The sequence below is a fragment of the Microbacterium galbum genome, from assembly GCF_032464915.1.
Lineage (GTDB): Bacteria > Actinomycetota > Actinomycetes > Actinomycetales > Microbacteriaceae > Microbacterium > Microbacterium galbum.
The window spans coordinates 397,464-421,990 of sequence record NZ_JAWDIS010000003.1 but is presented as its reverse complement, the minus strand read 5'-3'; the positions used below and the strand labels follow the sequence as shown (position 1 = coordinate 421,990).

Genomic DNA, 24,527 nt, shown 5'->3' with positions numbered 1-24,527 from the left:
CGGCATCCTTCTCCCGGATCCCTCGCCGTTCATCACCGGCGGGTCATCGCTCCGGCACCGCCGGCCCCGTGTAGTCCGCGAGCAGCGGAGGAGGCAGCGGACCCTTGATGCGCCGACCCGAGCGGCTCTCCTCCCACGCATGGGCCAGGATCCCGACGGAGCGCGCGAGGACGAAGAGTCCGCGCGCGAGCTCCGGCTCGACCCCGAGCTCGCCGTACACGATCGCCGAGATGCCGTCGATGTTCATCGGCACTCCGCGCGAGGCGAGCGCCCGTTCGATCGCGAGGCCGGCACGCAGATGGTCGCCGACGACGTCTCCCGACGCCGCGGCCTGCTCGACCAGCGCGAGCAGCGGATCGCGGCGCGGGTCGACGGGGTGGAAGCGATGCCCGAAGCCCGGCACGAACGCGCCGCGCGCGCGGTGCTGCGCGATCTCGTCGGTGGCGAGGTCGTCCCAGTTCCCGGCGCCCTCGCGGTGCGCGTCCACCATGCGGCCGAGCATCGCGACGCACTGCTGGCCGGCGCCGCCGTGGGTGTCGCCGAGCACGTTGATGCCGTTCGCCATCGCCGAGTTGATGCCGACGCCGCACGTGGCCGCCATGCGTGCGCTCGCGATCGACGGCGCCTGCGGTCCGTGATCGACACTGGCGACCAGGGTCGCCTCGAGGAGGTGCCGGCGCGCCGGCGCGAGGTCGCCACCGGTCACGAGCAGCCAGATCGTGTCGACGAAGCCCGTCGTGCCGATGAGGTCCTGCACCGGGCGACCGCGGAAGGCGATCTCCCCGGGCTGGATGCGGGTGATGGCGGTCGCCCACCAGGCGGTGACGGGGGCGAGCTGGTCGTCGGTCATACGGCGCCTTCCTCGTGCAGGGCGGCGATGTCGTCGGCGGAGTAGCCGAGCGCCGCCAGGATCTCGTCGGTGTGCTCGCCGAGCACGGGGGGCGGGGTGCGCGGGGTGGAGGGAGCCCCGTCGATGCGGATGCCGTTGCCGAGCACCCGCAACGGATCACCACCGCCGCCCGGGAACGGCAGTTCGTGCACGAGCCCGCGATCGCGGATCTGCGGGCTCGCGAGCATCTGGTCCACGCGCAGGACCGCCGCGGCCGGGACCCCGGCCGAGCTCAGGAGGTCCTCCCACTCGGCCGCGGGCCGGGCCGCGAGGGCGCGTTCCAGCTCGGCCGTGAGGGCCGCCCGGTGGGTCTTGCGACTCTCGCGTTCGGCGAACCGCGGGTCGGTGCTGAGCTCCGCCCGATCGACGAGCGCGCACAGCGTCTCGAACTGCTCCTGCTTGTTCGCGGCGATGTTGAGCAGCCCGTCGCCGGTGGCGAAGGCGCCCGAGGGTGCCGCGGTGCCGTTGTCGTTGCCGAGCGGTCGCGGCTCGTGACCGTCGACGAGCAGGTTCGACACCACCCAGCCCATCGCGGTCACGGCGGTCTCGAGCATCGACACGTCGATGACGCTGCCGACCCCCGTTCGGGCCCGCCCGGCGAGGGCGCTCGACACGGCGAAGGCCGCGGCGAGCCCGCCGATGGTGTCGGCGAGGGGGAAGCCGGCGCGCAGCGGGCCGGTCTCCTCGGTCCCCGTGACGCTCATCATCCCCGAGTAGCCCTGGATGATCTGGTCGTAGGCCGGCTTCGTCCGCATCGGTCCGGTCTGGCCGAATCCGGAGATCTGGCACAGGATGAGGCGGGAGTTGAGGGCCTGCAGCTGCTCCCAGCCGAACCCGAGCCGCTCGAGCACCCCCGGCCGGAAGTTCTCCACGAGCACGTCGGCGGTCGCGACCAGCCGGCGCAGCGCCTGCGCGCCGCCCTCGGTCTTGAGATCGAGCGTGATCGACCGTTTCTGCGCGTTCTGGGCGAGGAAGGAGATGCCCAGGTGGCGCGCGTTCAGCTCGGCCGAGGTGCCGAGCCGTCGGGCCAGGTCGCCGCCGTGCGGGGTCTCGACCTTGATGACGTCGGCGCCCATCAGCGCGAGCTGGTACGCGGCATAGGGGCCCGCGAGCACGTTCGTCAGATCGAGGACCGTCACTCCGGCCAGCGGCCCGGGCGTCCCGGCATCCGTGTCGGTCATACCGCGGCCTTCGAACGGCGGGCCGAGCGGACGCGGGTGAAGACGACCCCGACGATCGCGACCGCGAGCACCGCATAGAGGGTGATCGAGATGGGGCTCGACACCAGGATGCCGGCATCCCCCTCGCTGACGGCCATCGCACGGCGGTACTCGGTCTCGGCGAGCGGTCCGAGGATGATCGCGATCAGCATCGGCGCGACGGGCAGCCCGTACCGGCGCATGAGGAAGCCGAGCAGGCCCACCACGAGCACGAGCACGAGGTCGAGGATCTTGCTGCTGGTGGCGTAGACGCCCAGCATCGCGAAGACCGTGATGCCGGCGTAGAGGTAGTGACGCGGCACCTTCAGCAGCTTCGCCCACAACGGCGCGAACGGGAGGTTGAGGATGAGCAGCACGACCATGCCGACGAAGAAGCTCGCCAGCAGAGCCCACACGAGGTCGGGCGCGCGGTCGAACAGCAGGGGCCCCGGCTGCAGTCCGTACTGCCGGAAGGCCGCGAGCAGGATCGCCGCGGTGGCCGAGGTCGGAAGGCCCAGCGCGAGCAGGGCGCCCATCGCCGTTCCGGCGGTGGCGTTGCCGGCCGCCTCGGGACCGGCGACACCCTGGATCGCTCCGCGTCCGAACATCGGCTTCTTGCGGCGACCGTCGAGCTTGCGCTCGGCGCCGTACGACAGGAACGTGGGCACCTCGGAGCCGCCGACGGGGATGATGCCGAACGGGATGCCGATCGCCGTGCCGCGCAGCCACGCGGGAAGCGCCTGCCGCAGCTCGCGGAACGACAGCCAGAGCCGGCCGGTCGAGGGCAGCAGCTTCGTCTCGTCGGGCGTGCCGCGTCGTGCGGCGACGCTGAACACCTCGCCCAGCGCCAGGAGCCCGACCGTGATCACGACGATGTCGATGCCGTCGAACAGTTCCGGCAGGCCGAAGGTGAAGCGCGAGGTGCCGGAGGCGCCGTCGATGCCGACGACCGAGATCGCCAGGCCGATCACCAGGGCCGCGAGACCGCGCACCACCGACTCGGTCACCACGGCGGAGATCGCCACGAACGCGAACACGGCGAGCGCGAGGTACTCGGCGGGGCCGAAGAGGGTCGCCAGCTCCGCCAGTCGCGGCGCGAAGAACACCACGAGGATGGATGCCACGATCCCGCCGATGAAGGCACCGATCGCCGAGGTGGCGAGCGCCTGCGCGGCGCGGCCGCTCTTGGCCATGCGGTGACCCTCGATCGAGCCCGCGATCGCGGTGCTGTTGCCGGGGGTGTTCATGAGGATGCCGGCGATCGAGTCGCCGAAGAGACCGCCGAAGAGCACGCCGGCGAACATGATGAACGCGCCGATGGGGTCGAGCGAGAAGGTGACGGGCAGCAGCAGCGCGACGGCCATCGCCGAGCCGAGGCCCGGCAGCACGCCGACCGCGGTCCCCAGAACGGCGCCGATGAGCACCCACAGCATGTTGATGGGGGTGAGGACGACGGCGAAGCCCTCCCCCAGGTTGACGAGCGCATCCATCAGAAGAGTCCCTCCAGGATTCCGGGCGGAAGATTGAGTCCGAGGCCGCCCGAGAAGGCGATCTGCACGAGGGCGGAGATCGCCAGCGACAGGAAGATGTCGAAGACCGGCCGGCGGCTGCCGAGCGCGCGCGCGATCCCCCAGAACAGGAACGCTCCCGAGAGCAGCCACCCGAGCGGGGTGAGCGCCGCGATGAAGACGACGACCGTCCCGACGGCGCCCAGCATGGCCCAGAGGTTGCTGCGGGGCCGCACGGCGGGCGCTTCGGGTTCGCGGCCCTCCACGGCGGCGAGGAGCGCCTCGTCGTCGACGTCGGCGTCATCGTCGGTGGCGCCGGCGTCGGCCACGTCGACCGGTTCGGGCCGGCGCAGGATGTCGACCGCGAGCAGCACCGCGAGCACGATCACGGCGACCGCGATGATCGTCGGGAACAGCTGCGGGCCCGGGGGTGCGGTGTTGGCCGGCACGGTCATCGTGATCGTTCCGATGATGAGCGCGACGCCGATGGCGAGCATCACCGCCGGGACGACGAGTCCGGAGCGGCGGCGCCAGAACCCGTCGGAGGTGCGGACGCGGTGGGTCCGCGGGATGGTGGGGATGACGCCGCTCACAGGCCCAGCTCCTCGATGATGGCGTTCACACGCGCTTGGTCCTGCTCGATGAAGTCGGCGAATTCGGAGCCGGTCAGCAGTGCGTCGCGCCAGCGGTTGCGCTCCATCACCTCGGTCCACTCGGGGGTCGCGGCCATCTCCTCGACGATCGCGACGAGCTCGTCGCGCTGCGCGTCGGTGATGCCGGGGGGTGCCACGAGTCCTCGCCAGTTCGGCAGGTTCACGTCGACGCCCTGCTCGATGAAGGTGGGGATGTCGATGCCGGGCACCGGCTCCTCGGCCGAGACGGCGAGGGCCCGGAGGCGTCCGGCCTCGATCTGATCGCTGAAGTCGTTGTAGCCGCTGACGCCGACCGCCACCGTGTTCGACAGCAGGGCGGTCAGTACTTCGCCGCCGCCGGCGTACGAGACGTAGTTGATCGCTCCGGGGTCGATGCCGGCGGCCTGCGCCGTCAGACCGGTGAGCAGATGGTCGGTGCCGCCGATGCCGCCGCCGCCGACGGCCTGGCCGTGCGGGTCGGCGCGCCAGGCCCGGATGAAGTCGTCGAGGTTCTGGAAGGGCGAGTTCGCGGGCACGATGAAGACGATGTAGTCCTCGGCGAGCCGGGCGATGGGGGTCGTGTCGCCCAGGGTCGCCTCCGATCCGTTGACCGTGATCGCGCCTTCCATGACCGTGCCGGTCATCATGAGGTTCGTCGGATCGTCGCCGAGCTGTGTGAATTGGCCGAGACCGATCGTGCCGCCGGCTCCGGGGACGTTCACCACCTGCACGTTGTTCACGACCGAGGTCGAGCGCAGGACCTGCTGCGACTCGCGGGAGGCGAGGTCCCACCCCCCGCCGGGTGCGGCCGGGGCCATGATGGTCAGCTTGGCGCGGGGGTCCACTCCGGCGGTCGAGCCGCTGGCATTCACTGCGGCCACGCCGACGAGCGCCGCGGTGGCGGCGATCCCGAGGGCGTTCCACAGGACGCGTCTGGTTCTCACGTCGTCACTCCTTCGTGAAGATGTCAGGTGTCCATCTAGTGGACTCAGGTGTCCACCAGACGGTACACTCGGGACCGAGCAGGTGCAACCGGCGCACCGCGGAGGGGAGCGACCGTGTCCACCGTGACCGAGGCATCCGAGCGTTCTGCTTCCGAGGGAGGGGGCGTGCGCGCCGTCACCCGCGCGTTCGAGGTGCTGCAGTGCTTCACCGCGGCCCGGCCCGTGCTCTCGCTCGCCGAGATCGTCCGCGAAAGCGGGCTCCCGCGCACCACGGTGCTGCGCCTGATCGACACCCTCGTCGGCGAGCGGATGCTGCGGCACGCCGCCGACGGACGCATCACGGTGGGGGCGCGCCTGATCCGTCTGGCGGCGTTCGCCGAGGCCGCGTGGGCCGTCCCCGACGAGACCGCCGACCGCATGACGCGGCTCGCCCAGGAGACCGGCGAGACCGCGAGCCTCTACGCGCGCAGCGGCCTGCGGCGCGTAGCCGTCGGGCAGTCGCCCAGCCCCTACTCGCTCCGCCACGTCGTCCAGGTCGGCGACGAGATGCCGCTCGTGCTCGGAGCCGCCTCGACGCTCCTCGTGGCGGCGAGCGGGCCGGACGCCGCCGACCACGTCCTCGCGGCGCTTCCCGCGGCCGAGCGGTCCGCCGTCGACGTCGACTCCTTCCGCGCCGCGGTCCACGACGCCCGTCGCGACGGGTACGCCGTCTCGCACGGCGCACGGGAGCCGGGGAACAGCGGCGTCGCGGTCATCGTGCGCGAGGGCGACGAGCGCCGACCGGCGGTCGTGCTCGGGCTCGGCGGACCCACCGCGCGCTTCACCGAGGAACGGGTGCCCGTGTTCCTCGACGCGTTGACGGCGGCGGCCGCCGACATCCGGCGCACCGGCCTGCCCGCCGCCCTGGACTGACCCCCTTCCCGATCGAGAGGACCGCCCGATGACGAGCACGATCCCCGACAGCACCGTCTACCCGCCTCCGGGCGCCTACGCCGCCGCGACCGTCGGCGATGCGATGGAGCGCTTCGGGGTCGCCCGCGGCGTCTCCCCCCTGTGGGAGGGGGCGGTCGTGTCCGGACCCGCGGCCACGCTCCTCACCCGCCCCGGTGACAACAAGGGCGTGCACGCGGCGTTCGAGCAGATCCGCGCGGGCGAGGTCCTCGTCGTCGACGGCGGGGCGGATGAGACGCGCGCGCTCATCGGCGAACTCGTCGCCGAGAAGGCCAAGGCGCTGGGCGTCGCCGGCATCGTGCTCGACGGGGCCGCCCGCGATGCGGTCGAGCTCCGCGAGGTGGGGGTGCCGGTCTTCGCCCGCGCGGTGACGCCCGCGGGGCCGTGGAAGACCGGCCCCTACCGCCTCGGCGGCGTCGTCACCGTGGGCGGGGTCCCCGTGGCGCCGGGCGATTGGGTCGTCGGCGATGCCGACGGGGTCACGATTGTCCCTCGCGAGCGCATCGCCGAGGTCATGTCCGCCGCCGACGCCCTGGTGCGCGCAGAGGCCGACCGCCGCAGCGCCAACCGCGCCCTGGTGCCGCGTGTCTGAGGTGGCAACCGCCCGCCCGCTCATCTGGATCCCCCGCGAGGTGCACCCCGACGCGATCGGCGAGCTCGAGACGTGGGCGGAGGTGCGCCGGGGCTGGGGGGAGGATGCCGCGACCGAGGCCGACATCGCGCCGCTTGCACAGGGCGTGCTCCTGCGCACCGCCCGGATGGATGCCGGACAGCTGAGCCGGATGCCACGGCTGCGCATCGTCGCGCGGCACGGCGTCGGCACCGACACCGTGGACACCGCCTTCGCCCGGGAGCACGGCATCCGGGTCACGACGACACCCGAAGCGAACGTGCTCTCGGTCGCCGAGCACGCGATCGCCCTGCTCATGGCCGTGCGGCGCGGTATCGGGGCCGCGGCCGCAGGTACCGCCGACCGTGATGCCCTGGTCGGGGCCGAACTGAGCGGCTCGACGCTCGGGCTCATCGGCTACGGCCGGATCGCACGCCGCGTCGCGCGGATCGCCCAGGGAGGCTTCGGCATGCGCATCCTCGCGTTCGATCCCGCCGTGCCCGACGACGTCGTCCGCGCCGACGGCTCCGACCCACGTGCCCTCGACGAACTGCTCGCCGAGTCCGACGCGGTCAGCGTGCACGTCCCCCTCGTCCCCGCGACGCGAGGGCTGCTCGGCGCCGCGCAGTTCCGGCGCATGCGCTCTCACGCGGTCGTGGTGAACACTTCTCGCGGCGGGGTCGTCGACGAGGACGCCCTCGCCACCGCGCTCGACGCCGGGGAGGTGGGCGGAGCGGGCCTCGACGTCTCCGAAGTCGAGCCGATGCCCGCCGACCACCCGCTGCGCGATCGGGCGAACGTGGTGGTCACCCCTCACATCGGCGGGCAGACGCGCGAGGCGATGCGTCGCGTGGCCATGGAGGCCGCCGCCTCCCTTCGGGCCGAGCTGGCGCCGTAAGCGGTCACGCCGTCGGCGCGTCGACCGCACCGCCGAAGCGGCGATCGCGCGAGAGGTAGAGCCCGATGGCATCCCACAGGTGCGTGCGGCGGAAGTCGGGCCAGAGCGTGTCGAGGAACACCATCTCGGCGTACGCGGACTCCCACAGCAGAAAGTTCGAGGTGCGCTGCTCGCCACTGGAGCGCACGAACAGATCCACGTCGGGCATGTCGGGCTGGTAGAGGTTCTTGCGAATGAGCTTCTCGGTCACGGCCGACGGCTTGAGCTTCCCGGCCGCGATGTCGTCGCCGATCCGGCGCATGGCATCCACGATCTCCACACGCCCGCCGTAGTTGACGCACATGGTCAGCGTCAGAGTCGAGTTGCCCTCGGTGAGTCGTTCGGCGTGCTGCAGCTCCTTGATGACCGAGCCCCACAGGCGCGGCTTACGACCCGACCAGCGGATGCGCACGCCCCACTCGTTCAGCTGATCGCGGCGACGGTGCAGGACCTCGCGGTTGAAGCCCATGAGGAAGCGCACCTCATCGGGAGAACGCGACCAGTTCTCGGTCGAGAAGGCGTACACCGACAGGTGCTTCACACCGGCCTGGATGGCTCCCGCGACCACGTCGAGCAGCGCGGCCTCTCCCGCGCGGTGACCCTCGACGCGCGTGAGCCCCTGGCGGTTGGCCCAGCGGCCGTTGCCGTCCATGACGATCGCGACATGCTCGGGCACGGCCCCCTTGGGGTAGCTGGGCGGGTACTCGCCCGTCCAGTCGAGGGGGCGGTACGGCACGGCGTCGCGGTGCGTGAACGGCTTCGGTGTCATCGATGCGACTCCAGGTGCGAGAGGGAACGGATGCCGCGCTCCAGGTGGAACTGCGCGTACGCGGCCACGAGGCCCGAGGCGGCGGCCACCGTGCGGCCGGGGGCGGTGTCGATGGTCTCCCACTCCCCCGCCATGAGCGCGCGGAGCATGTCGACGGTGTCGCGCGCGACGCGCGGCGAGCCCGCGGGCGCGCACGTCGAGCAGACGACGCCGCCGAGCTGGGCGAGGAAGTAATCGTGGTCGCCGATCGTGCCGCAGCGCGCGCACTCCGTGAGCCCCGGCGCCCAGCCCGAGAGGGCCATGGCGCGCAGGAGGTACGAGTCGAGCACGCTCCGCTCGGAATGCTCACCGCGCGCCAGGGAACGCAGTCCACCGACCAGCAGCAGATACTGCTGGGGCGTCGCCTCGGCCTCATTGAGACGATCGGCGGTCTCGACCATGGCGCTGGCCGTGGTGTACACGTCGTAGTTCGCCACGATCTCGGCTCCGTACGAGCCGAGCGACTCGGCCTGCTGCACGATGTCGAGGTTGCGGCCCTTGAACAGCTGCACGTCGGCGACCATGAAGGGCTCGAGGCGCGAGCCGAACTTCGACGACGTCCGCCGCACGCCCTTCGCGACCGCGCGGATCTTTCCGTTGCGGCGGCTGAGGAGGGTGAGGATGCGGTCCGCCTCCCCGAGCTTGTGGGTACGCAGGACCACGACTTCGTCGCGGTAGGTGGGCACAGTTCATTATCCGTCCGCGCACCCGTGAGCGGCCTGCGCGACGCGCCTCCCCCACCCGCCCAGGCACGGGCCGGAGAATGGATGCCGTGGACTCCCCGACCTTCGTCATCCCCCTGTGGGCCGACCTGACCGCCGTCGCGCTCGGCGGCGTCCAGGGAGCCCTCTTCGCCTCGGGGTTCCAGGGCCAGCGCCGGCTCGATCTGCTCGGGGTGGCGATCATCGGCATCCTGCTCGGGATGGGCGGGGGTCTCATCCGCGACCTGCTGCTGGGTCTCACGCCGGCCACGCTGCAGAGCAACTGGTACCTCATCACCGCGACGCTCGCCTCGATCGTGGGCATGCTGCTGTCGGGGATCTTCCAGCGACTCAACCGCGCGATCGTGATGCTCGACGCCGTCGTGATCGGCCTCTTCGGCGCCTTCGGCACCTCGAAGGCGCTGGCCCTGGGGATGCCCGCGGTACCCGCCATCTTCGTGGGGGTGCTGGCCGCGGCCGGCGGCAGCGTGCTCCGCGACGTGCTGATGGGCCTGCCGGTGGCGATCATGCACGTGGGCTCGCTCTACGCCGTGGCGGCGGGCGGCGGATGCGTCGTGTTGGCCACGACCGCCGCCTTCGGCGTGCCGCTGCCGATCGCCGCGGTGATCGGTGTGGTGGTGACGACCGTCATCCGCGTGCTCGCCGTGCTGTTCGACCTCTCGCTGCCCGAGCAGCGCAAGCTCTACCGCCGCAAGGTCGCGGTCGAGACCACCGGCATCCCCATCATCCGCACCGACGAGTGACCGCGCGAGTCGCCGCGATTCGTCGCCTCGGGCGCGGCGGCGACGAATCCCGGCGACTCACGCGTCGAGGACGACCTCGTCGCCGACGCGGATCGTTCCGCCCGCCGCGACGGGGAGCAACAGGATGCCGAGGGTCGGCTCGTCCTGGCCGAACTCGCCGGTCAGCACGCGGAGCAGGCGCGCGTCGCGCACGCCGGTGTCGGGGTTCGCGGTGATCGCCGCGCACCGCTCGATCGGCTTCTGCACCTCGAACTCCACCTCGCCGATCCGCACGCGACCGCGCCACGCGAGCTCTTCCCACGGGGCAGCGCCCGAGACGACGATGTTCGAGCGGAACCGGCGGTCGTCGACGGGCGCCGGCACCGCGGCATCCAGGTCGGACACCGAGGGCGCTCCATGCAGCGAGACGTATCCGCGGGGCCGGTCCTGGAAGCGTGCCGTCACCCCGTCTCCGAGCAGTCCCAGGGGCAGGATGCCGTCGGCCTCGAGCAGCTTCGCATCGCTCGTCGAGCGCAGGTAGGCCGTGACCGCCTCGCTGAGCCGCGCACGGCCCTCGTCGCTCAGATCGGCGGTGACGTCGATGTCGTCGACGCGCAGTCGCAGCGTCCGCGCCTCATCGTCGAAGGTGAGCTCCACGCGCGCCAGCGTGGGGAACGACATGAGCGCGAGTCCGCGGCTCTTCGGGAAGGTGGCATCCGCCGGCTCGAGGGCATCGGCGAAGCGGAAAACGAGCGAGCGATCGCCCTGCACGCGACCGTCGTCCTGGACGACGAGACTGTCGCGCTTCTCGGGCGTGAAGCCCTTGACGGGGTAGCGGTAGAGGGCGTCGACGCGGATCACATCGCTCATCCTCGCATCCACGCCCTCCACCGCCGTCACCACCGCGCGAGCACCTCGCCGTGCGGCAGCAGGATCCACCCGTCGGGGTGCGCGGCCCACTCCCGCCACGCGTCCGAGATGCGCTGCAGGGTCGCCTCATCCGCGAGGCCCAGTCGCCTGGCGTGCCCCGCGAACGCCGAGGCGAGTACACGGTCGGCCCACATGCCGCCCCACCAGGCGCGCTTCTCCGGCGTGTCGAACACCCACACGCTCGCGCTCGCCTCGACGCGCGAGAACCCGGCTTCGCGCGCCCACGCCTTCAGCACGCGCCCCGCGTCGGGTTCTCCCGATGACCCGCGGTGCACGCCGTGGTAGATGTCGAGCCATTCGTCGAGGGCGGGGATGAGCGGATGCCAGATCACCCCGCCGTAGTCGACGTCGCGCACCGCCACCAGGCCGTCGGGTCCCGCGACGCGGCGGAACTCCCGCAGGGCGTCGACGGGCCGTTCGAGATGCTGGAGCACCTGATGGGCGTGGACGATGTCGAACGAGGCGTCGGGCACGTCGAGGGCGTAGGCGTCGCCGGTGCGGAACGTCACGTTCGTGCGCTCGCCGGCGGCGGCGCGGGCGATCTCGACGACGTCGGAGGCGGCATCCACCCCGACGACCTCTCCCGGGAAGACCCGGTCGGCGAGGTCGACGGTGATGGTGCCGGGGCCGGCGCCCACATCGAGGATGCGGGTGCCGGCCGACAGCGAAGACACCAGGTACGCCGCCGAGTCGACGACGGTGCGCGCGGCGTGGGAACGCAGCACGCTCTCGTGGTGTCCGTGGGCGTAGGCCACGGCCGGAGGCTCCGGTCGGGTCAGACGCCCGCGAGGGCGACGGTGGCCTGACGCGTGCGGATCGCGCGGTTGACGCCCGACACGATCGCCTTCAGCGACGCCGTCGAGATGTCGCCGTCGATCCCCACGCCCCACAGGCGCTGGTCGTCGACCTGCAGCTCGACGTAGGCCGCGGCCTGCGCGTCGCCGCCGGAGCTGAGGGCGTGCTCGACGTAGTCGTACAGGGTCACGTCGAACCCCTGCGAACGGACGATCTCGAGGAACGCGGCGACCGGACCGTTGCCCACGGCCGAGGCCGGGTGCGTGGTGTCGCCGTCGCGCAGCGAGACGTCGAGGTGCACATCGCCCGACATGTCGCTCGAGGAGCGGGTCGACAGCAGCTCGAAGCGGCCCCAGCGCTGGTCGTCGTCGGTCGCGGGCAGGTACTCGTCGGTGAAGATGTCCCAGATCTGGGCGCTCGAGACCTCGCCGCCCTCGGCGTCGGTGCGCGCCTGCACGACGCCCGAGAACTCGATCTGGAGCTTGCGCGGCAGGTCGATCGCGTGGTCGGCCTTCAGCAGGTAGGCGACGCCGCCCTTGCCCGACTGCGAGTTGACGCGGATGACGGCCTCGTACGAGCGGCCCAGGTCCTTCGGATCGATCGGCAGGTACGGCACCGCCCACTCGATCTCGTCGATCGTCTTGCCCTCGGCCGTCGCGCGGGCCTCCATCGCCTCGAAGCCCTTCTTGATGGCATCCTGATGCGAACCGCTGAACGCGGTGAAGACCAGGTCGCCGGCCCAGGGGCTGCGCTCGGGGACGGGCAGCTGGTTGCAGTACTCGACGGTGCGCTTGACCTGGTCGATGTCGCTGAAGTCGATCTGCGGGTCGATGCCCTGCGTCAGCAGGTTGATGCCCAGGGCCACCAGGTCGACGTTGCCGGTGCGCTCGCCGTTGCCGAACAGGCACCCCTCGATGCGGTCGGCGCCGGCCATGTAGCCCAGCTCGGCGGCGGCCACCGCCGTGCCGCGATCGTTGTGGGGGTGCAGCGACAGGATGACGTTCTCGCGGTGGTTGAGGTTCCGCGACATCCACTCGATGGAATCGGCGTAGACGTTGGGCGTGGCCATCTCGACGGTGGCGGGGAGGTTCAGGATGACCTTGCGCTCGGCCGTCGGCTGGAAGACCTCGAGCACCTCGTTGCAGATGCGCAGCGCGAAGGCGAGCTCGGTGCCCGTGTAGCTCTCGGGCGAGTACTCGTAATAGACCTCGGTCTGCGGGATCGTCGCCTCGTACTTCTTGCACAGGCGCGCGCCCTCGAGCGCGATGTCGACGATGCCCTGCTCATCGGTGCGGAACACGACCTCGCGCTGCAGCACGCTCGTGGAGTTGTACAGGTGCACGATGGCCTGCTTCGCGCCGGCGATCGCCTCGTACGTGCGGGCGATGAGGTGCTCGCGCGCCTGCGTCAGCACCTGGATCGTGACGTCGTCGGGGATGAGTTCTTCTTCGATCAGCTGGCGTACGAAGTCGAAGTCGGTCTGGCTGGCGCTCGGGAAACCGACCTCGATCTCCTTGTAGCCCATCTTCACCAGCAGGTCGAACATGACCCGCTTGCGCTCGGGGCTCATCGGATCGATCAGGGCCTGGTTGCCGTCGCGCAGATCCACGGCGCACCAGCGCGGTGCGACCTCGATGCGCTTGCTCGGCCACGTGCGGTCGGGCAGGTCGACCCGGATCTGCTCGTGGAAGGGACGGTACTTGTGCACCGGAGCGGACGTGGGCTTCTGGGTGTTCTTCATGATGTGTCGCTTCTTTAGATTCGTTCGGTGGGGCCGACGACGATCTCCGCGACGAGGAAGGCCCTTAGAACGAGGACTCGTCGCGGCAGCTAAGAAGAAGAAGGCCACCGAAGCGCATGGAGCGATCGTAGCAGCCCCGCACCGCGGCCCCCGCCGCGTCCGCGTCGCGAGCCGCCGACGTCAGGCCGCGGGCGCTGCCCACTCGCGCGCCAGCACGGCGTACACGAGCAGGTCGCCCCAGCGCCCCTTGAACCATTCCTTCTCGACGAAATGCGCCTCCCGGCGCATGCCGAGGCGTTCGGCGAGTGCGACCGAGCGGGCGTTGTCGGGATCGATCCGGGCCTCCACCCGCCGCAGACCGTAGACGACGAAGGCGGTGTCGATGAGAGCGCGCACCGCGGCGGTGGCGAGCCCCCGGCCGGATGCCCCCGGGCTCACGACCCAGCCGATCTCGGCGGATCCCGCGTCCGTGTCGAGGTGGAACAGCACGAGGTCGCCGATGACGGCGCCCTCGCTCTCGATGACCAGGACGACACCGCCGCGCTCGCCCTCCAGGCTCGTCCCGCCGAACAGATGCCCGATGCGGCGCCGGATGTCGTCGGGCGATTGGGGGTCGAACGGGAGGAACCGGCACACCTCGGCGTCGCCGCGGTAGCCGGCCATGGCCTCGAGATCGCGCTCCTCGAAAGGGCGCAGGCGCACGCGCTCCCCCGTCACTTCGAGGGTCTCGGGCGCGGGCGGCAGGGCGAACGGCGACGTGCTCACGGCAGGAGGGCGACCTTGCCGCCGGGGTGCCCGGTCATCACGAAGCGCACGGCCTCGACCGCCTCGGCGAGCGGGTACGTGCGGGCGAGGGGAACCTCCAGGGCCCCGGATGCCGCGAGCTCCAGCACCCGAGCGCGGGCGATGTCACGGAAACGGGCGCTCTCCGGGCGGGCTCCGGCGATCCACAGGAAGCCGTCGGCCTTCGCGCGATCGGGCGAGACGATGGTGACGATGCGGTCGCGGTCCGAGACCAGCTCGAGCGAGACGTCGATGGCCTCGTCGGTCCCCGCCGCGTCCCAGGCGGCGACGATCGCCGCTCCGTCGGCCGCGGCTTCGACGCGCTCGCGCAGCCCGTCGCCGTAGGCCACCGGGATCCCGCCGTAGCGACGAACGCGCTCGGCCGAGTCGTCGGCATCCGCCCCGACCGTGCCGATCACGCGGACGCCGAGTTCGCGCGCCTGCTGGAGCAGGCTCACCCCGACGGCGCCGGAGGCGGCGTGCAGCAGCACCGTCTCGCCCTCGACGACCCGGGTGACCTGGATCATCTCGGCCGCCGTGGTTCCGGCGAGCAGCAGGTTGGCCGCCTCGGGATGCGAGAGGGCCGCAGGCTTCGCGAAGACGTCGCGGGCGGGCACGGTGAGGTCGGTCGCGTAGGCGCCCTGCACCCGGAACGCCACGACCTCGTCGCCGACCGCGAGCTCTCCCGAGCCGCCGACCGCGCCATCGCCGACCGCGGTGATCTCACCCGACAGCTCGTACCCGATCGGCACCGGGAACGTCGCGCCGGGGCGCTGCGTCGCGACGTGCTTCGCGTCGGCGGGGTTGATGCCGGCCGCGCGCACGCGGATCGTCACCTCGCCCGGTCCGGGGGCGGCGACGTCGACCTCGTCGTAGCTCCACGTCTCGATGGGCCCCGGAGCCGGAGCCGTCCACCTCTTCGCCATGCCTGCACCTTTCGTTGCGACCGCGCGTTCGGCACGGTCGGGGGCCGAGCGGGTGTCGCGCGGTCTCCGGGGCTCAGAAGCCGAGGCGTCCGAGCTGCTTCGGGTCGCGCTGCCATTCTTTCGCCACCCGCACGTGCAGCGACAGATAGACGCGGCCGCCCACGAGCGGCTCGATGCCCGCGCGTGCTCGCGCGCCCACATCGGCCAGGCGCGAGCCCTTCTTGCCGATGATGATGGCCTTCTGACTGTCGCGCTCGACGACGATGTTCGCGTACACGTCGGTCAGGTCGCTGTCCTCGCGCGGCGCGACGTCGTCGACCGTCACGGCGATCGAGTGCGGGAGCTCGTCGCGCACGCCGTGCAGGGCCGCCTCGCGGATGATCTCGGCGATGCGGTCTTCGAGCGTCTCGTCGGTCACCACGTCGTCGGCGTACAGCGCGGGGCCCTCGGGCATGAGGGCGAGCAGCTCGTCGCTCAGCACGTCGAGCTGATCGTTGGTCACCGCCGACAGCGGGATGACCGCCGCCCAGTCCTCGCGAAGTGCATCGACCTCGACGAGACGCTCGGTGATCTGATCGCGGGTCGCGGCGTCGGTCTTGGTCACGAGGGCGACCTTCTTCGCGCGCGGGTAGCCCGACAGCGACTCCGCGATGCGGCGATCTCCGGGACCGACCTTCTCGGTCGCCGGTGCGCAGAAGGCGATGACGTCGACGTCGCCGAGCACCTGCTCGACGAGGTCGTTCAGGCGCTGACCGAGCAGGGTGCGCGGGCGGTGGATGCCGGGGGTGTCCACGACCACGAGCTGACCGCCGGGGCGGTTGACGATGCCGCGGATCGCGCGGCGCGTCGTCTGCGGCTTCTCACTGGTGATGGCGACCTTCTCGCCCACGAGCGCATTGGTCAGAGTGGATTTGCCGACGTTGGGTCGCCCCACGAAGGTCACGAACCCGGAGCGGGTGTCGGTCATCTGTCGTTCCTTTCACGCGCCGACAGCTCTGCGTCGGCGTCGTCGTCGGCGGAGACCTCGCTGCGCTCGACGATCACGGTGGCGATGCCCCGGTTCCGGCCGCGCGACGCGCCTCCGGTCATCACGAGGCCGGAGTGCTCGGCGGTGGCGCCGGGCTGAGGAATGCGGCCGAGCGCCTTGCCGAGCAGGCCGCCGATCGAGTCGACGTCCTCGTCGTCGAGCTCGAGACCGAACAGGTCGCCGACCTCGTCGAGCCCGAGGCGCGCGTTGATGCGGTAGCGGCCCTCGCCGAGCTCGACGATCTCGGTGTTGGGAGCGTCGTATTCGTCGGCGATCTCTCCCACCAGCTCCTCGATGAGGTCTTCGAGGGTCACGAGACCCGCGACGCCGCCGTACTCGTCGACGACCAGGCAGACGTGGACGGCATCTTTCTTCATCTGCTGCAGCAGCGTCTCGGCCTTCATCGACTCGGGGACGAAGACGGCCGGCCGGGCGATGCGGCGGATGGGGGCGTCGCGCCAGCCGGCCTCGTCGCGGAAGCCGAACTGCACGAGATCCTTCAGGTACAGCACGCCCACGACGTCGTCGGCGTCGTCATCGGCGAGGGGCACCCGGGAGACGCCCTTCTCGAGGAACAGCGCGAGGGCCTCGCGGGAGGTGGCCGCGGCATCCACACTGACCATGTCGGTGCGCGGCACCATGACCTCGCGGACGTAGCGATCGGTGAAGTCGAAGACCGAGTGGATCAGCTCGCGATCGTCTTCCTCGATCAACTCGTTCTCGGCCGCCTCGTCGATGATGCTGAGCAGCTGCTCCTCCGACGCGAACGAGGTGGAGTGCGACACCCCCGGCGTCACGCGGTTGCCGACGGCGACGAGACCATGCGCGAGCGGGCCGAGCAGGATGCGCATGCCCCGGATGACGGGGGCGACGCCGCGCAGCAGACCGCGCGCGTGCTGGCGACCGACGGTGCGCGGACTCGCCCCCACCGCGACGAACGAGATGCCCGTCATGAGCACGGCCGCGGCGATCACGGCCCACCAGATGTCGTCGAAGATCAGCATGAACGCGGCGGCGACGAGCACGGCGGCGGTCGTCTCGGCGAGCACGCGGATGAACACCACCGCGGTGTTGTGCGCGCTCGTGTCGTCGGCGATCCGCCGGAGCGATCGGGCGTTGCGGCCTGAGGCGCCGAGCTCGAGGAGGTCGGTGCGCGAGGTGACGCCGAGCGCCGCCTCGGAGGCCGCCATCAGGCCGCCGAACGCAACGAGGAGGAAGGCGGCGACGAGGAGGAGCGCTTCGGTCATGCCCGACGCTGGCGCTCGACGGCCTGGAACCCGGTGATCAGCTCCCGCTGGAGCCCGAACATCTCGCGCTCCTCGTCGGGTTCGGCGTGATCGAATCCGAGGAGGTGCAGCAACCCGTGCGTGGTGAGGAGGATGAGTTCGTCCTGCGTCGAGTGCTTCGCGGCGACCGCCTGCGTCTCGGCCACGGCGGGGCACAGCACGATGTCGCCCAGCAGCCCCGCGGGGGTGGGGGCGTCTTCGGAGCCGGGACGCAGCTCGTCCATCGGGAAGCTCAGCACATCGGTGGGGCCGGGCTCGTCCATCCACTGCACGTGGAGCGACTCCATGGCCCCCTCGTCGACGAGCACGATCGCCACGTCGGCGTCGGCGCTGACGTGCAGCTCCGCCAGGTTGTACTCCATCAGGCGCAGCAGGACCTGCTCGTCGACCTCGTGGCCGGATTCGTTGTTGATCTCGATCGTCATGAGCGGTTTCGTCTCGGGAGGTGATCGCGGGGACCGGCGGCACCGGGGCCGCGTCGCTCCGCACGGTTGGCGAACTCGGAGGCCTCGTCGCGTTCGCGACGCGCGGCCAGGCGCTTCTCGTCGTACTCGCTGTACGCGTCGACGATACGGCCGACCAGGGAGTGACGCACGACGTCGTCGCTGGTCAGGCGCGAGAAGTGGATGTCGTCGATGTCGCCGAGCACGCGGGTGACCAGACGCAGACCCGAGGCGCCCTGCGGGAGGTCGACCTGCGTGATGTCGCCGGTGACCACCATGCGGGTGCCGAAGCCGAGGCGCGTGAGGAACATCTTCATCTGCTCGGGCGTGGTGTTCTGCGCCTCGTCGAGCACGACGAACGAGTCGTTCAGCGTGCGACCGCGCATGTACGCCAGCGGAGCGACCTCGATCGTGCCCGTCGCCATGAGCTTGGGCACGATGTCGGGGTCCATCATCTCGTTGAGCGCGTCGTACAGCGGGCGCAGGTACGGGTCGATCTTGTCGGTCAGTGTTCCGGGGAGGAACCCGAGGCGCTCGCCCGCCTCGACGGCGGGTCGGGTCAGGATGATGCGGTTGACCTCTTTGCGTTGAAGCGCCTGCACGGCCTTGGCCATCGCGAGGTAGGTCTTGCCCGTACCGGCGGGGCCGATGCCGAACACGATCGTGTTCTCGTCGATCGCGTCGACGTACTCCTTCTGGCCGGCCGTCTTGGGGCGGATCACCTTTCCGCGCGACGACAGGATCGCCTCGCCCATCACCTCGGACGGGCGAGGCCCGCCATCGGTGCGGAGCATGCGGTTGGAACTCGTCACGTCGGCCGGGTCGAGGCCGTGGCCGGAGCGGGTCATGGCGACCAGCTCGTCGACCAGGCCGCGAGCGGCCCGCACCGCCGCGGGAGAGCCCGACAGCGTGATCTCGTTGCCGCGCACGTGCACGTCGACGTCGGGATGCTCCTTCTCGACGACGCGCAGGAGACGGTCCTGCGGACCGAGCAGCTGCACCATGGCCACGCCGTCGACGGCGATCTGCTCGGAGACGGTCTCTTCGGGGGAATCAGCCACCCAGGCTCTTTTCGTTCAGGCCGCCCGCGAGAACGTGGGCGTGCACATGGAAGACGGTCTGTCCGGCACCCTCGCCGGTGTTGAAGATCAGACGGAAATCGCCGTCGGCGTGCTCGGCGGCGACGCTGTTCGCGAGACCGATCACCTCGGTCAGCAGCTCCGGGTCGCCGGCCGCGAGCTCGACGACGTTGCGATACTGCTGCGTCTTGGCGATGACGAGCAGGTGCACCGGCGCCTGAGGGGCGATGTCGCGGATCGCGAAGGCGTTCTCGGTCTCGGCCACGATCTCGGCAGGGATCTCGCCCTGCAGGATGCGCGTGAAGATCGACGGTTCGCTCATGGCATCCAGTCTAGTGAGGGCCTCCGACACCGGGGCTCGGCCGTTTCGCCGACGCCCTCTCGGCGCTCACCGACCCGGATCGGGGCGGATCCGGCCGCTCGGGGCGGAGAATCGACGCCCCGATCTGCCGTATCCGCGCCGGATGCGAGAAGCGCCCGGCACGGCCCGGCTCACCAGCGCCCGTGCGCCGCCGACAGCACCGAGATGGCCGCGGCCCCGGCGGTGGAGGTCCGCAGCACGGTGTCGCCCAGCCGCACGAGGCGGGCGCCGGCGTCTTCGAGCGCCGACAGCTCCTCCGGGGCGATCCCGCCCTCCGGGCCCACCACGAGCACCACGTCGCGACCGTCCGATGCCTCCGCGGCCACCTCGGTGAGGCGGACGGATGCCGTCGGCTCGAGCACGAGGACGACAGAGGCACCGGCACGGGCGACGAGGTCGGCCGTCCGGGCCACGCCCTCGACCTCGGGCACCCACGCGCGGTGCGCCTGCTTCGCAGCCTCGCGGACGATCGTCCGCCAGCGCGCGAGCCCCTTGTCGGCCTTGGCATCCCAGCGCGAGACGCTGCGCGCCGCCTGCCACGGGACGATCTCATCGACGCCGAGCTCGGTCGCCGCCTGGACGGCCAGCTCGTCGCGGTCGCCTTTCGCCAATGCCTGCACGAGCACGAACCGCGGGACCGACGCCGCGACCTCCTCGCGGCCCGTGACCCGCACGTCGACCTGCTTGGGGCCGAGAGCGGTCACGACTCCCGAGAGCCACACGCCGCGTCCGTCGCCGAGCGTGACCGCCTCGTCGACCCGCACGCGCCGCACGCTCGCGGCGTGATGCGCCTCCGACCCGGTGAGGGTCACGGCATCCCCCGGCTGTGCGTCGGTGGCGTCGTCGGTGACGAAGTGCAGCGCCATGCTCAGTGGCGGAAGCGATCGCGGAATTTGCTGAACATGCCCTGCTGGTGCTCGGCCAGGCGGGGCCCCGGATCCTTGGTGCGCTTGGCGAACTCCTCGATGAGAGCCCGCTCCTTGTGGTCGAGGCGCGTGGGGGTCACCACGTGCACACCGACCTTCAGGTCACCGCGCTGGCTGCCCCGCAGGGGCGTGATGCCGCGGCCCTTGATCGTCAGCACGTCGCCCGACTGCACGCCCGGGCGCACCTCGAGGTCGACGGAGCCGTCGAGCGACTCGATCGTCGTGGTGGCGCCGAGGATGGCGTCGGGCATCGACACCTCGAGGGTGGCGACGAGGTCGTCACCCTCGCGACTGAATGCGTCGTGCGCCTCCACGGTGATCTCCAGGTACAGGTCGCCGTTGGGGCCTCCGGCCGGGCCCACCTCGCCCGAGCCGGGGAGCTGCAGGCGCAGGCCCGACTCGACGCCCGCGGGGATGTCGACCGACACCGTGCGGCGCGCGCGCACCCGGCCCTGACCCTGGCAGGTGCCGCAGGGGTAGGGGATGGTCGTGCCGTGACCGTGGCACACGGTGCAGGGCTGGCTGGTGACGACGTTGCCGAGGAGGCTCCGCACGGTGCGCTGCACGTGACCGGAACCGTGGCAGATGTCGCAGGTGACCTCGCTGGTACCGGGCTGCGTGCACGCTCCCTGGCACGTCTCGCAGAGGACCGCCGTGTCGACCTCGAGGTCGCGGTGCGTACCGAAGACGACGTCGCCGAGCTGCAGCGTGACGCGCACGAGGGCGTCCTGGCCGCGCTCCCGGCGTGACCGCGGTCGCGGGCCGCGGCCTCCGCCGCCGCCCTGCGCGCCGCCGAAGAACGTCTCGAAGATGTCGCTGAAACCGCCGAACCCGGCCGCTCCCCCGCCCCCGAACGGGCTCTGGTCGCCGCCCATGTCGTAGCGGCGGCGCTGCTCGGGATCGCTCAGCACGTCGTAGGCGTGTGTCACGAGTTTGAACTTCTCGGACGCGTCCTCGCCGGGATTCACATCGGGGTGCAGCTGGCGCGCGAGACGCCGGTAGGCCTTCTTGATGTCTTCCGGGCTGGCGTCGCGTTCGACGCCCAGGACCTCGTAGTGGTCAGCCACAATCGCCTTCCTGCCCGCTCGCGCGGGGTCGTTCTCGTGGGGAGTGCTCGCGGCGCGAGACGTCAGCGCGAGCTGTCGTCGTCTTCGAGCATCCGGGTCAGATAGTGCGCGACGGCGCGGACCGCCGCGAGGTTGGAGGAGTAGTCCATGCGGGTCGGCCCGAGCAGACCCACGCGGGCCCCGCCGGTGGAGCCGTCGTACCGGCTCGCGAGCACGGAGGCCTCGACGAGGCCGAAAGGCTCGTTCTCGCGCCCGATACTCGCCGACAGTCCCTTCTCGTCGGCGACCATCTCGCTCATCAGGCGCAGCAGGGTCACCTGCTCCTCGATCGCTTCGAGGAGCGGGTAGATACTGCCGCGGAAGTCCTGCTCGCGCTTGGCGAGGGTCGCGGCGCCGGCCATGACGAGACGGTCCTGACGGAAGGCCTCGAGCTCCTCCCCGACCACGCGCAGGACCGCGTCGGCGATCGCGTCGAGCACGACCCCGGGGCGCGGGCCGGCAGTGAGGGCCTCGAAGACGCGCTGGGAGCTCTCGGCGACGCTGTGTCCGACGAGCACCGCGCCCACGCGCGCGCGCAGCAGGGCGATGTCGCTCTCGCCGGGCTCGGCGGGCACGAGCGCGATGCGCTGCGACACCCGACCGGTGTCGGTGACCAGGATGACGAGAACCCGGGGCCCGCCGAGGGCGACGAGTTCGACGTGCGTGACGTTGGCGCGAGCGAACGAGGGGTACTGCACGATCGCGACCTGGCCGGTCAGCTGCGTCAGCGCCCGTACCGTGCGTGCGAGGAGGTCGTCGAGGTCGCCCGCCTCATCGAGGAAGGAGGTGATGGCGCTGCGCTGCGCGCTCGACAGCGGGCGGAGCTCGGCGAGGTGGTCGACGAAGACGCGGTAGCCCTTGTCGGTCGGGACGCGTCCCGACGACGTGTGCGGCGCGACGATGAGGTCTTCGTCCTCGAGAAGGGCCATGTCGTTGCGGATGGTCGCCGCCGACACCCCGAAGGCATGGCGGTCGACGATGGCCTTGCTGCCGACGGGCTCGCGCGTGTCGACGTAGTCCTGGACGATCGCGCGCAAGACCTGGAGGCCGCGTTCCGACACCATGGCTGCTCCTCCCGTTTGGCACTCGACTCGACTGAGTGCCAATTCTACGACGATCGCCCCGCCCGTGCGTCGAGCGGCTCGCGGAGGTCGGCGGCGTCGCTGTCAGGCGGCGCGGCGTGCGTGTGAACGCCGCTCCGAGCGGCGGACCCCCGGACAGGGCGTTTACGCCTCGCCGGGCGTTTGCACGAAGCACCGACGCGCCAACGGGCCGCGGGCATCGTCACGCCCGACGATTCAGCCCGTGGGCAGCAGAGGCGTCCCCGGGTCAGGCCGTCAGCGCGCGCACCACGGCATCCGCCAGCAAGCGTCCGCGACGGGTCAGCACGATGCGCCCGCGCACGGCATCCGGGCCCTCGATGAGCCCGTCGGCGATGAGGGATGCCACGGCCTTGCGCCCCTCGCCGAGGATCTCCGACACCGCGAGCCCTTCGCGGATGCGGCTGCGCAGGAGCACCGACTCGAGCCGACGCGCCGTCTCGTCGGGACGCTCTCGCGCCGCGGCGGGCGATTCGGCGGCGGCGAGCCGCTGGGCGTACGCGGCGGGATGCTTCACGTTCCACCAGCGCAGCCCCGCGACATGGCTGTGCGCGCCCGGACCGAAGCCCCACCAGTCGGTGCCGCGCCAGTACGCGAGGTTGTGGCGCGAACGGTGCGCGACGCCCCGCGACCAGTTCGACACCTCGTACCAGTCGTAGCCCGCGGCGGCGAGCAGATCGTCGGCGAGCTCGTACATGTCGGCCTGCAGGTCGTCGTCCGGCGTCGCGACGGCGCCGGAGCGGATCTGCCGCGCGAGCTTCGTCCCGTCCTCGACGATGAGCGCGTACGCCGACACGTGGTCGGGTTCGAGAGCGGTCGCCGCCTCGAGCGAGGCGCGCCAGTCGTCGAGCGACTCCCCCGGCGCGCCGTAGATCAGGTCGACGGAGACGTCGAGACCGGCGCGGCGCGCGGCCGCGACCGCGGTGGCGACGTTCAGCGGATCGTGGGTGCGGTCGAGCGCCGCGAGCACGTGGGGCCGGGCCGACTGCATGCCGATCGACAGGCGCGTCACCCCGGCGGCGGCGAGGGTGTCGGCGACCGCGTCGTCCACGGTGTCGGGGTTCGCCTCCACGGTCACCTCGGCGCCCTCCGCGATACCGAACTCGTCGCGGACCGCGTCGAGCATGCGGGCGAGGTCACCCGGCGGCAGCAGCGTCGGCGTCCCTCCCCCGAAGAACACCGTGGATGCCGCGCGCCGACCGCCCGCGGCATCCATCACTGCGCCCGCCAGGCGCACCTCGGTGGCCAGGGTGTCGGCGAAGTCGTCCTGCCGCGCTCCGCGGAGCTCGCTCGCCGTGTAGGTGTTGAAGTCGCAGTAGCCGCAGCGCACACGGCAGAACGGCACGTGCAGGTAGACGCTGAAATCGGCGCCGGGATCGATGACGAGGTCGTCGGGGAGGCGTCCGTCGACCGGCGCGGGGTCTCCGAGCGGGAGGGGCCCGCCCATCAGGAGGAGTACAGCGGCGAGATCGCGCGCAGGTAGCGCGCGAACAACGCCTTGCGCCGACGCCGGACGCGGCTGGTGAAGAGGCGGTACGACGGGGCGGTGGGCCGATCGAAGGCGCGTACGACGAACCAGACCTCGTCGTTCTCGCGCCACTCGAGGCTGAAGAGCTCCTCGCCGCTCACGATCGAGTGCCCCACGGTGCCCAGGATGAAGCCGACACGACGAGGCTCCTCGAAGACCGAGATGACGCGCAGCTCGGCGTCGGCGCGGTGTCCGTCGACCTTGCCGTGCAGGCGCACGCCGGTGCCGGGGCGGACGAACGGCGTGCCGTCCGCGGCGAAGCGCTGCTCTGCTTCGAGCCGGCTCGGCGCGACGGGCGCGCCCTCGGCGTCGAAGCCGACGCCCGCGTAGCCCTCCCCGGATGCCGGGCGCACGTCGGTGATGCTGAGTTCCTCGCCGCGCAACGGCGCCCACGACAGCAGCAGCTCGCTCGCGGCGGCGAAACGCTCCTCGCCGCTGCCGATGCGCCAGGCGTCTTCGGCGGGCACGGAGTGCTCCGGCGGATACTGCATGAGGTCGGGCGCCTGGGTGGCGCCGACCGCCGCGTAGTCGACCGTGTCATCGGTGAAGTTCTGCCTGCGCATGATCCACCCCT

General features: G+C 71.5%; 26 protein-coding genes. 4 read left to right on the top strand and 22 right to left on the bottom strand.

Going from position 1 to position 24,527, the window contains the following annotated elements:
* Positions 1-43: 43 nt before the first annotated feature.
* The 5 genes from RWH45_RS14815 to RWH45_RS14795 are packed head-to-tail and all read right to left on the bottom strand — an operon-like array spanning position 44 to position 5,172.
* Positions 44-850, bottom strand: coding sequence for a citryl-CoA lyase (locus RWH45_RS14815; RefSeq protein WP_315995646.1), 807 nt, complete (start codon positions 848-850; stop codon positions 44-46).
* Complete coding sequence (locus RWH45_RS14810) at positions 847-2,070, bottom strand: CaiB/BaiF CoA transferase family protein (protein WP_315995645.1); 1,224 nt, start codon at positions 2,068-2,070, stop codon at positions 847-849. The genes RWH45_RS14815 and RWH45_RS14810 overlap by 4 nt, the downstream gene beginning before the upstream one ends.
* The gene (locus RWH45_RS14805; RefSeq protein ID WP_315995644.1) at positions 2,067-3,578 is read right to left on the bottom strand and encodes a tripartite tricarboxylate transporter permease; all 1,512 of its coding nucleotides are present in this window, start codon (positions 3,576-3,578) and stop codon (positions 2,067-2,069) included. Before RWH45_RS14805 ends, RWH45_RS14810 begins: the two co-directional genes overlap by 4 nt.
* Positions 3,578-4,189 carry a tripartite tricarboxylate transporter TctB family protein gene (locus tag RWH45_RS14800; RefSeq protein ID WP_315995643.1) on the bottom strand — a complete coding sequence of 204 codons (612 nt, stop codon included), beginning with the start codon at positions 4,187-4,189 and terminating at the stop codon, positions 3,578-3,580. Before RWH45_RS14800 ends, RWH45_RS14805 begins: the two co-directional genes overlap by 1 nt.
* Positions 4,186-5,172 carry a Bug family tripartite tricarboxylate transporter substrate binding protein gene (locus RWH45_RS14795; protein ID WP_315995642.1) on the bottom strand — a complete coding sequence of 329 codons (987 nt, stop codon included), beginning with the start codon at positions 5,170-5,172 and terminating at the stop codon, positions 4,186-4,188. Before RWH45_RS14795 ends, RWH45_RS14800 begins: the two co-directional genes overlap by 4 nt.
* Positions 5,173-5,286: 114 nt before the next feature.
* Between RWH45_RS14795 and RWH45_RS14790 the strand changes: the two genes are divergently transcribed.
* From RWH45_RS14790 to RWH45_RS14780, 3 genes are read left to right on the top strand one after another with little or no spacing between them, the layout of a single operon-like run.
* A complete protein-coding gene (locus tag RWH45_RS14790; RefSeq protein WP_315995641.1) occupies positions 5,287-6,084 on the top strand; it encodes an IclR family transcriptional regulator in 798 nt (265 codons plus the stop codon).
* A gap of 28 nt (positions 6,085-6,112) precedes the next feature.
* Complete coding sequence (locus tag RWH45_RS14785; protein ID WP_315995640.1) at positions 6,113-6,715, top strand: RraA family protein; 603 nt, start codon at positions 6,113-6,115, stop codon at positions 6,713-6,715.
* Positions 6,708-7,631 carry an NAD(P)-dependent oxidoreductase gene (locus tag RWH45_RS14780; RefSeq protein ID WP_315995639.1) on the top strand — a complete coding sequence of 308 codons (924 nt, stop codon included), beginning with the start codon at positions 6,708-6,710 and terminating at the stop codon, positions 7,629-7,631. The genes RWH45_RS14785 and RWH45_RS14780 overlap by 8 nt, the downstream gene beginning before the upstream one ends.
* A gap of 4 nt (positions 7,632-7,635) precedes the next feature.
* On the opposite strand, the gene RWH45_RS14775 is transcribed toward RWH45_RS14780, so the two are convergent.
* On the bottom strand, positions 7,636-8,439 hold the full coding sequence (locus tag RWH45_RS14775; protein ID WP_315995638.1) for an isoprenyl transferase: 804 nt from the start codon (positions 8,437-8,439) through the stop codon (positions 7,636-7,638).
* Positions 8,436-9,164: a DNA repair protein RecO gene (recO, locus tag RWH45_RS14770; protein WP_315995637.1), complete on the bottom strand. Its 729-nt coding sequence runs from the start codon at positions 9,162-9,164 to the stop codon at positions 8,436-8,438. Before recO ends, RWH45_RS14775 begins: the two co-directional genes overlap by 4 nt.
* Before the next feature lie 86 nt (positions 9,165-9,250).
* Here recO and RWH45_RS14765 point away from each other — a divergent pair, with 86 nt between their 5' ends.
* Positions 9,251-9,943: a trimeric intracellular cation channel family protein gene (locus RWH45_RS14765; RefSeq protein WP_363391780.1), complete on the top strand. Its 693-nt coding sequence runs from the start codon at positions 9,251-9,253 to the stop codon at positions 9,941-9,943.
* Positions 9,944-10,000: 57 nt separating this feature from the next.
* On the opposite strand, the gene RWH45_RS14760 is transcribed toward RWH45_RS14765, so the two are convergent.
* From RWH45_RS14760 to RWH45_RS14690, 15 genes are all read right to left on the bottom strand, one after another.
* A complete protein-coding gene (locus RWH45_RS14760; protein ID WP_315995635.1) occupies positions 10,001-10,792 on the bottom strand; it encodes an MOSC domain-containing protein in 792 nt (263 codons plus the stop codon).
* 26 nt (positions 10,793-10,818) lie between these two features.
* Entirely contained in the window at positions 10,819-11,607 is a 789-nt protein-coding gene (locus RWH45_RS14755) for a methyltransferase domain-containing protein (protein ID WP_315995634.1), read from the bottom strand.
* A gap of 20 nt (positions 11,608-11,627) precedes the next feature.
* On the bottom strand, positions 11,628-13,388 hold the full coding sequence (gene leuA / locus RWH45_RS14750; protein ID WP_315995633.1) for a 2-isopropylmalate synthase: 1,761 nt from the start codon (positions 13,386-13,388) through the stop codon (positions 11,628-11,630).
* A gap of 180 nt (positions 13,389-13,568) precedes the next feature.
* Positions 13,569-14,153 carry a GNAT family N-acetyltransferase gene (locus RWH45_RS14745; RefSeq protein ID WP_315995632.1) on the bottom strand — a complete coding sequence of 195 codons (585 nt, stop codon included), beginning with the start codon at positions 14,151-14,153 and terminating at the stop codon, positions 13,569-13,571.
* Positions 14,150-15,097: a quinone oxidoreductase family protein gene (locus RWH45_RS14740; RefSeq protein WP_315995631.1), complete on the bottom strand. Its 948-nt coding sequence runs from the start codon at positions 15,095-15,097 to the stop codon at positions 14,150-14,152. Before RWH45_RS14740 ends, RWH45_RS14745 begins: the two co-directional genes overlap by 4 nt.
* A gap of 73 nt (positions 15,098-15,170) precedes the next feature.
* Complete coding sequence (era, locus tag RWH45_RS14735) at positions 15,171-16,064, bottom strand: GTPase Era (protein ID WP_315995630.1); 894 nt, start codon at positions 16,062-16,064, stop codon at positions 15,171-15,173.
* Positions 16,061-17,371 carry a hemolysin family protein gene (locus RWH45_RS14730; RefSeq protein ID WP_315995629.1) on the bottom strand — a complete coding sequence of 437 codons (1,311 nt, stop codon included), beginning with the start codon at positions 17,369-17,371 and terminating at the stop codon, positions 16,061-16,063. The genes era and RWH45_RS14730 overlap by 4 nt, the downstream gene beginning before the upstream one ends.
* Positions 17,368-17,835, bottom strand: coding sequence for an rRNA maturation RNase YbeY (gene ybeY / locus RWH45_RS14725; RefSeq protein ID WP_076675771.1), 468 nt, complete (start codon positions 17,833-17,835; stop codon positions 17,368-17,370). The genes RWH45_RS14730 and ybeY overlap by 4 nt, the downstream gene beginning before the upstream one ends.
* On the bottom strand, positions 17,832-18,857 hold the full coding sequence (locus tag RWH45_RS14720; protein WP_315995901.1) for a PhoH family protein: 1,026 nt from the start codon (positions 18,855-18,857) through the stop codon (positions 17,832-17,834). The genes ybeY and RWH45_RS14720 overlap by 4 nt, the downstream gene beginning before the upstream one ends.
* Before the next feature lie 49 nt (positions 18,858-18,906).
* On the bottom strand, positions 18,907-19,254 hold the full coding sequence (locus tag RWH45_RS14715) for an HIT domain-containing protein (RefSeq protein ID WP_315995628.1): 348 nt from the start codon (positions 19,252-19,254) through the stop codon (positions 18,907-18,909).
* 170 nt (positions 19,255-19,424) lie between these two features.
* Entirely contained in the window at positions 19,425-20,159 is a 735-nt protein-coding gene (locus RWH45_RS14710) for a 16S rRNA (uracil(1498)-N(3))-methyltransferase (RefSeq protein ID WP_315995627.1), read from the bottom strand.
* A 2-nt stretch (positions 20,160-20,161) separates the two neighbouring features.
* The gene (gene dnaJ / locus RWH45_RS14705; protein WP_315995626.1) at positions 20,162-21,286 is read right to left on the bottom strand and encodes a molecular chaperone DnaJ; all 1,125 of its coding nucleotides are present in this window, start codon (positions 21,284-21,286) and stop codon (positions 20,162-20,164) included.
* A 62-nt stretch (positions 21,287-21,348) separates the two neighbouring features.
* Positions 21,349-22,389, bottom strand: a complete 1,041-nt coding sequence (gene hrcA, locus RWH45_RS14700; RefSeq protein WP_315995625.1) for a heat-inducible transcriptional repressor HrcA — start codon at positions 22,387-22,389, stop codon at positions 21,349-21,351.
* A 265-nt stretch (positions 22,390-22,654) separates the two neighbouring features.
* Positions 22,655-23,872, bottom strand: coding sequence for a radical SAM family heme chaperone HemW (gene hemW, locus RWH45_RS14695; RefSeq protein ID WP_315995624.1), 1,218 nt, complete (start codon positions 23,870-23,872; stop codon positions 22,655-22,657).
* A complete protein-coding gene (locus tag RWH45_RS14690) occupies positions 23,872-24,516 on the bottom strand; it encodes a DUF1990 domain-containing protein (protein WP_315995623.1) in 645 nt (214 codons plus the stop codon). Before RWH45_RS14690 ends, hemW begins: the two co-directional genes overlap by 1 nt.
* Positions 24,517-24,527: the final 11 nt, after the last annotated feature.

Coding starts and splice junctions, on each gene's coding strand:
- RWH45_RS14760 (WP_315995635.1), bottom strand. CDS start 10,792: ATGAGCGATGTGATCCGCGTCGACGCCCTCTACCGCTACCCCGTCAAG.
- RWH45_RS14720 (WP_315995901.1), bottom strand. CDS start 18,857: ATGGTGCAGCTGCTCGGTCCGCAGGACCGTCTCCTGCGCGTCGTCGAG.
- RWH45_RS14785 (WP_315995640.1), top strand. CDS start 6,113: ATGACGAGCACGATCCCCGACAGCACCGTCTACCCGCCTCCGGGCGCC.
- RWH45_RS14740 (WP_315995631.1), bottom strand. CDS start 15,097: ATGGCGAAGAGGTGGACGGCTCCGGCTCCGGGGCCCATCGAGACGTGG.
- ybeY (WP_076675771.1), bottom strand. CDS start 17,835: ATGACGATCGAGATCAACAACGAATCCGGCCACGAGGTCGACGAGCAG.
- era (WP_315995630.1), bottom strand. CDS start 16,064: ATGACCGACACCCGCTCCGGGTTCGTGACCTTCGTGGGGCGACCCAAC.
- leuA (WP_315995633.1), bottom strand. CDS start 13,388: ATGAAGAACACCCAGAAGCCCACGTCCGCTCCGGTGCACAAGTACCGT.
- RWH45_RS14805 (WP_315995644.1), bottom strand. CDS start 3,578: ATGGATGCGCTCGTCAACCTGGGGGAGGGCTTCGCCGTCGTCCTCACC.
- RWH45_RS14775 (WP_315995638.1), bottom strand. CDS start 8,439: ATGACACCGAAGCCGTTCACGCACCGCGACGCCGTGCCGTACCGCCCC.
- RWH45_RS14710 (WP_315995627.1), bottom strand. CDS start 20,159: ATGGCGCTGCACTTCGTCACCGACGACGCCACCGACGCACAGCCGGGG.
- RWH45_RS14730 (WP_315995629.1), bottom strand. CDS start 17,371: ATGACCGAAGCGCTCCTCCTCGTCGCCGCCTTCCTCCTCGTTGCGTTC.
- RWH45_RS14715 (WP_315995628.1), bottom strand. CDS start 19,254: ATGAGCGAACCGTCGATCTTCACGCGCATCCTGCAGGGCGAGATCCCT.
- RWH45_RS14690 (WP_315995623.1), bottom strand. CDS start 24,516: ATGCGCAGGCAGAACTTCACCGATGACACGGTCGACTACGCGGCGGTC.
- hrcA (WP_315995625.1), bottom strand. CDS start 22,389: ATGGTGTCGGAACGCGGCCTCCAGGTCTTGCGCGCGATCGTCCAGGAC.
- RWH45_RS14815 (WP_315995646.1), bottom strand. CDS start 850: ATGACCGACGACCAGCTCGCCCCCGTCACCGCCTGGTGGGCGACCGCC.
- hemW (WP_315995624.1), bottom strand. CDS start 23,872: ATGGGCGGGCCCCTCCCGCTCGGAGACCCCGCGCCGGTCGACGGACGC.
- RWH45_RS14810 (WP_315995645.1), bottom strand. CDS start 2,070: ATGACCGACACGGATGCCGGGACGCCCGGGCCGCTGGCCGGAGTGACG.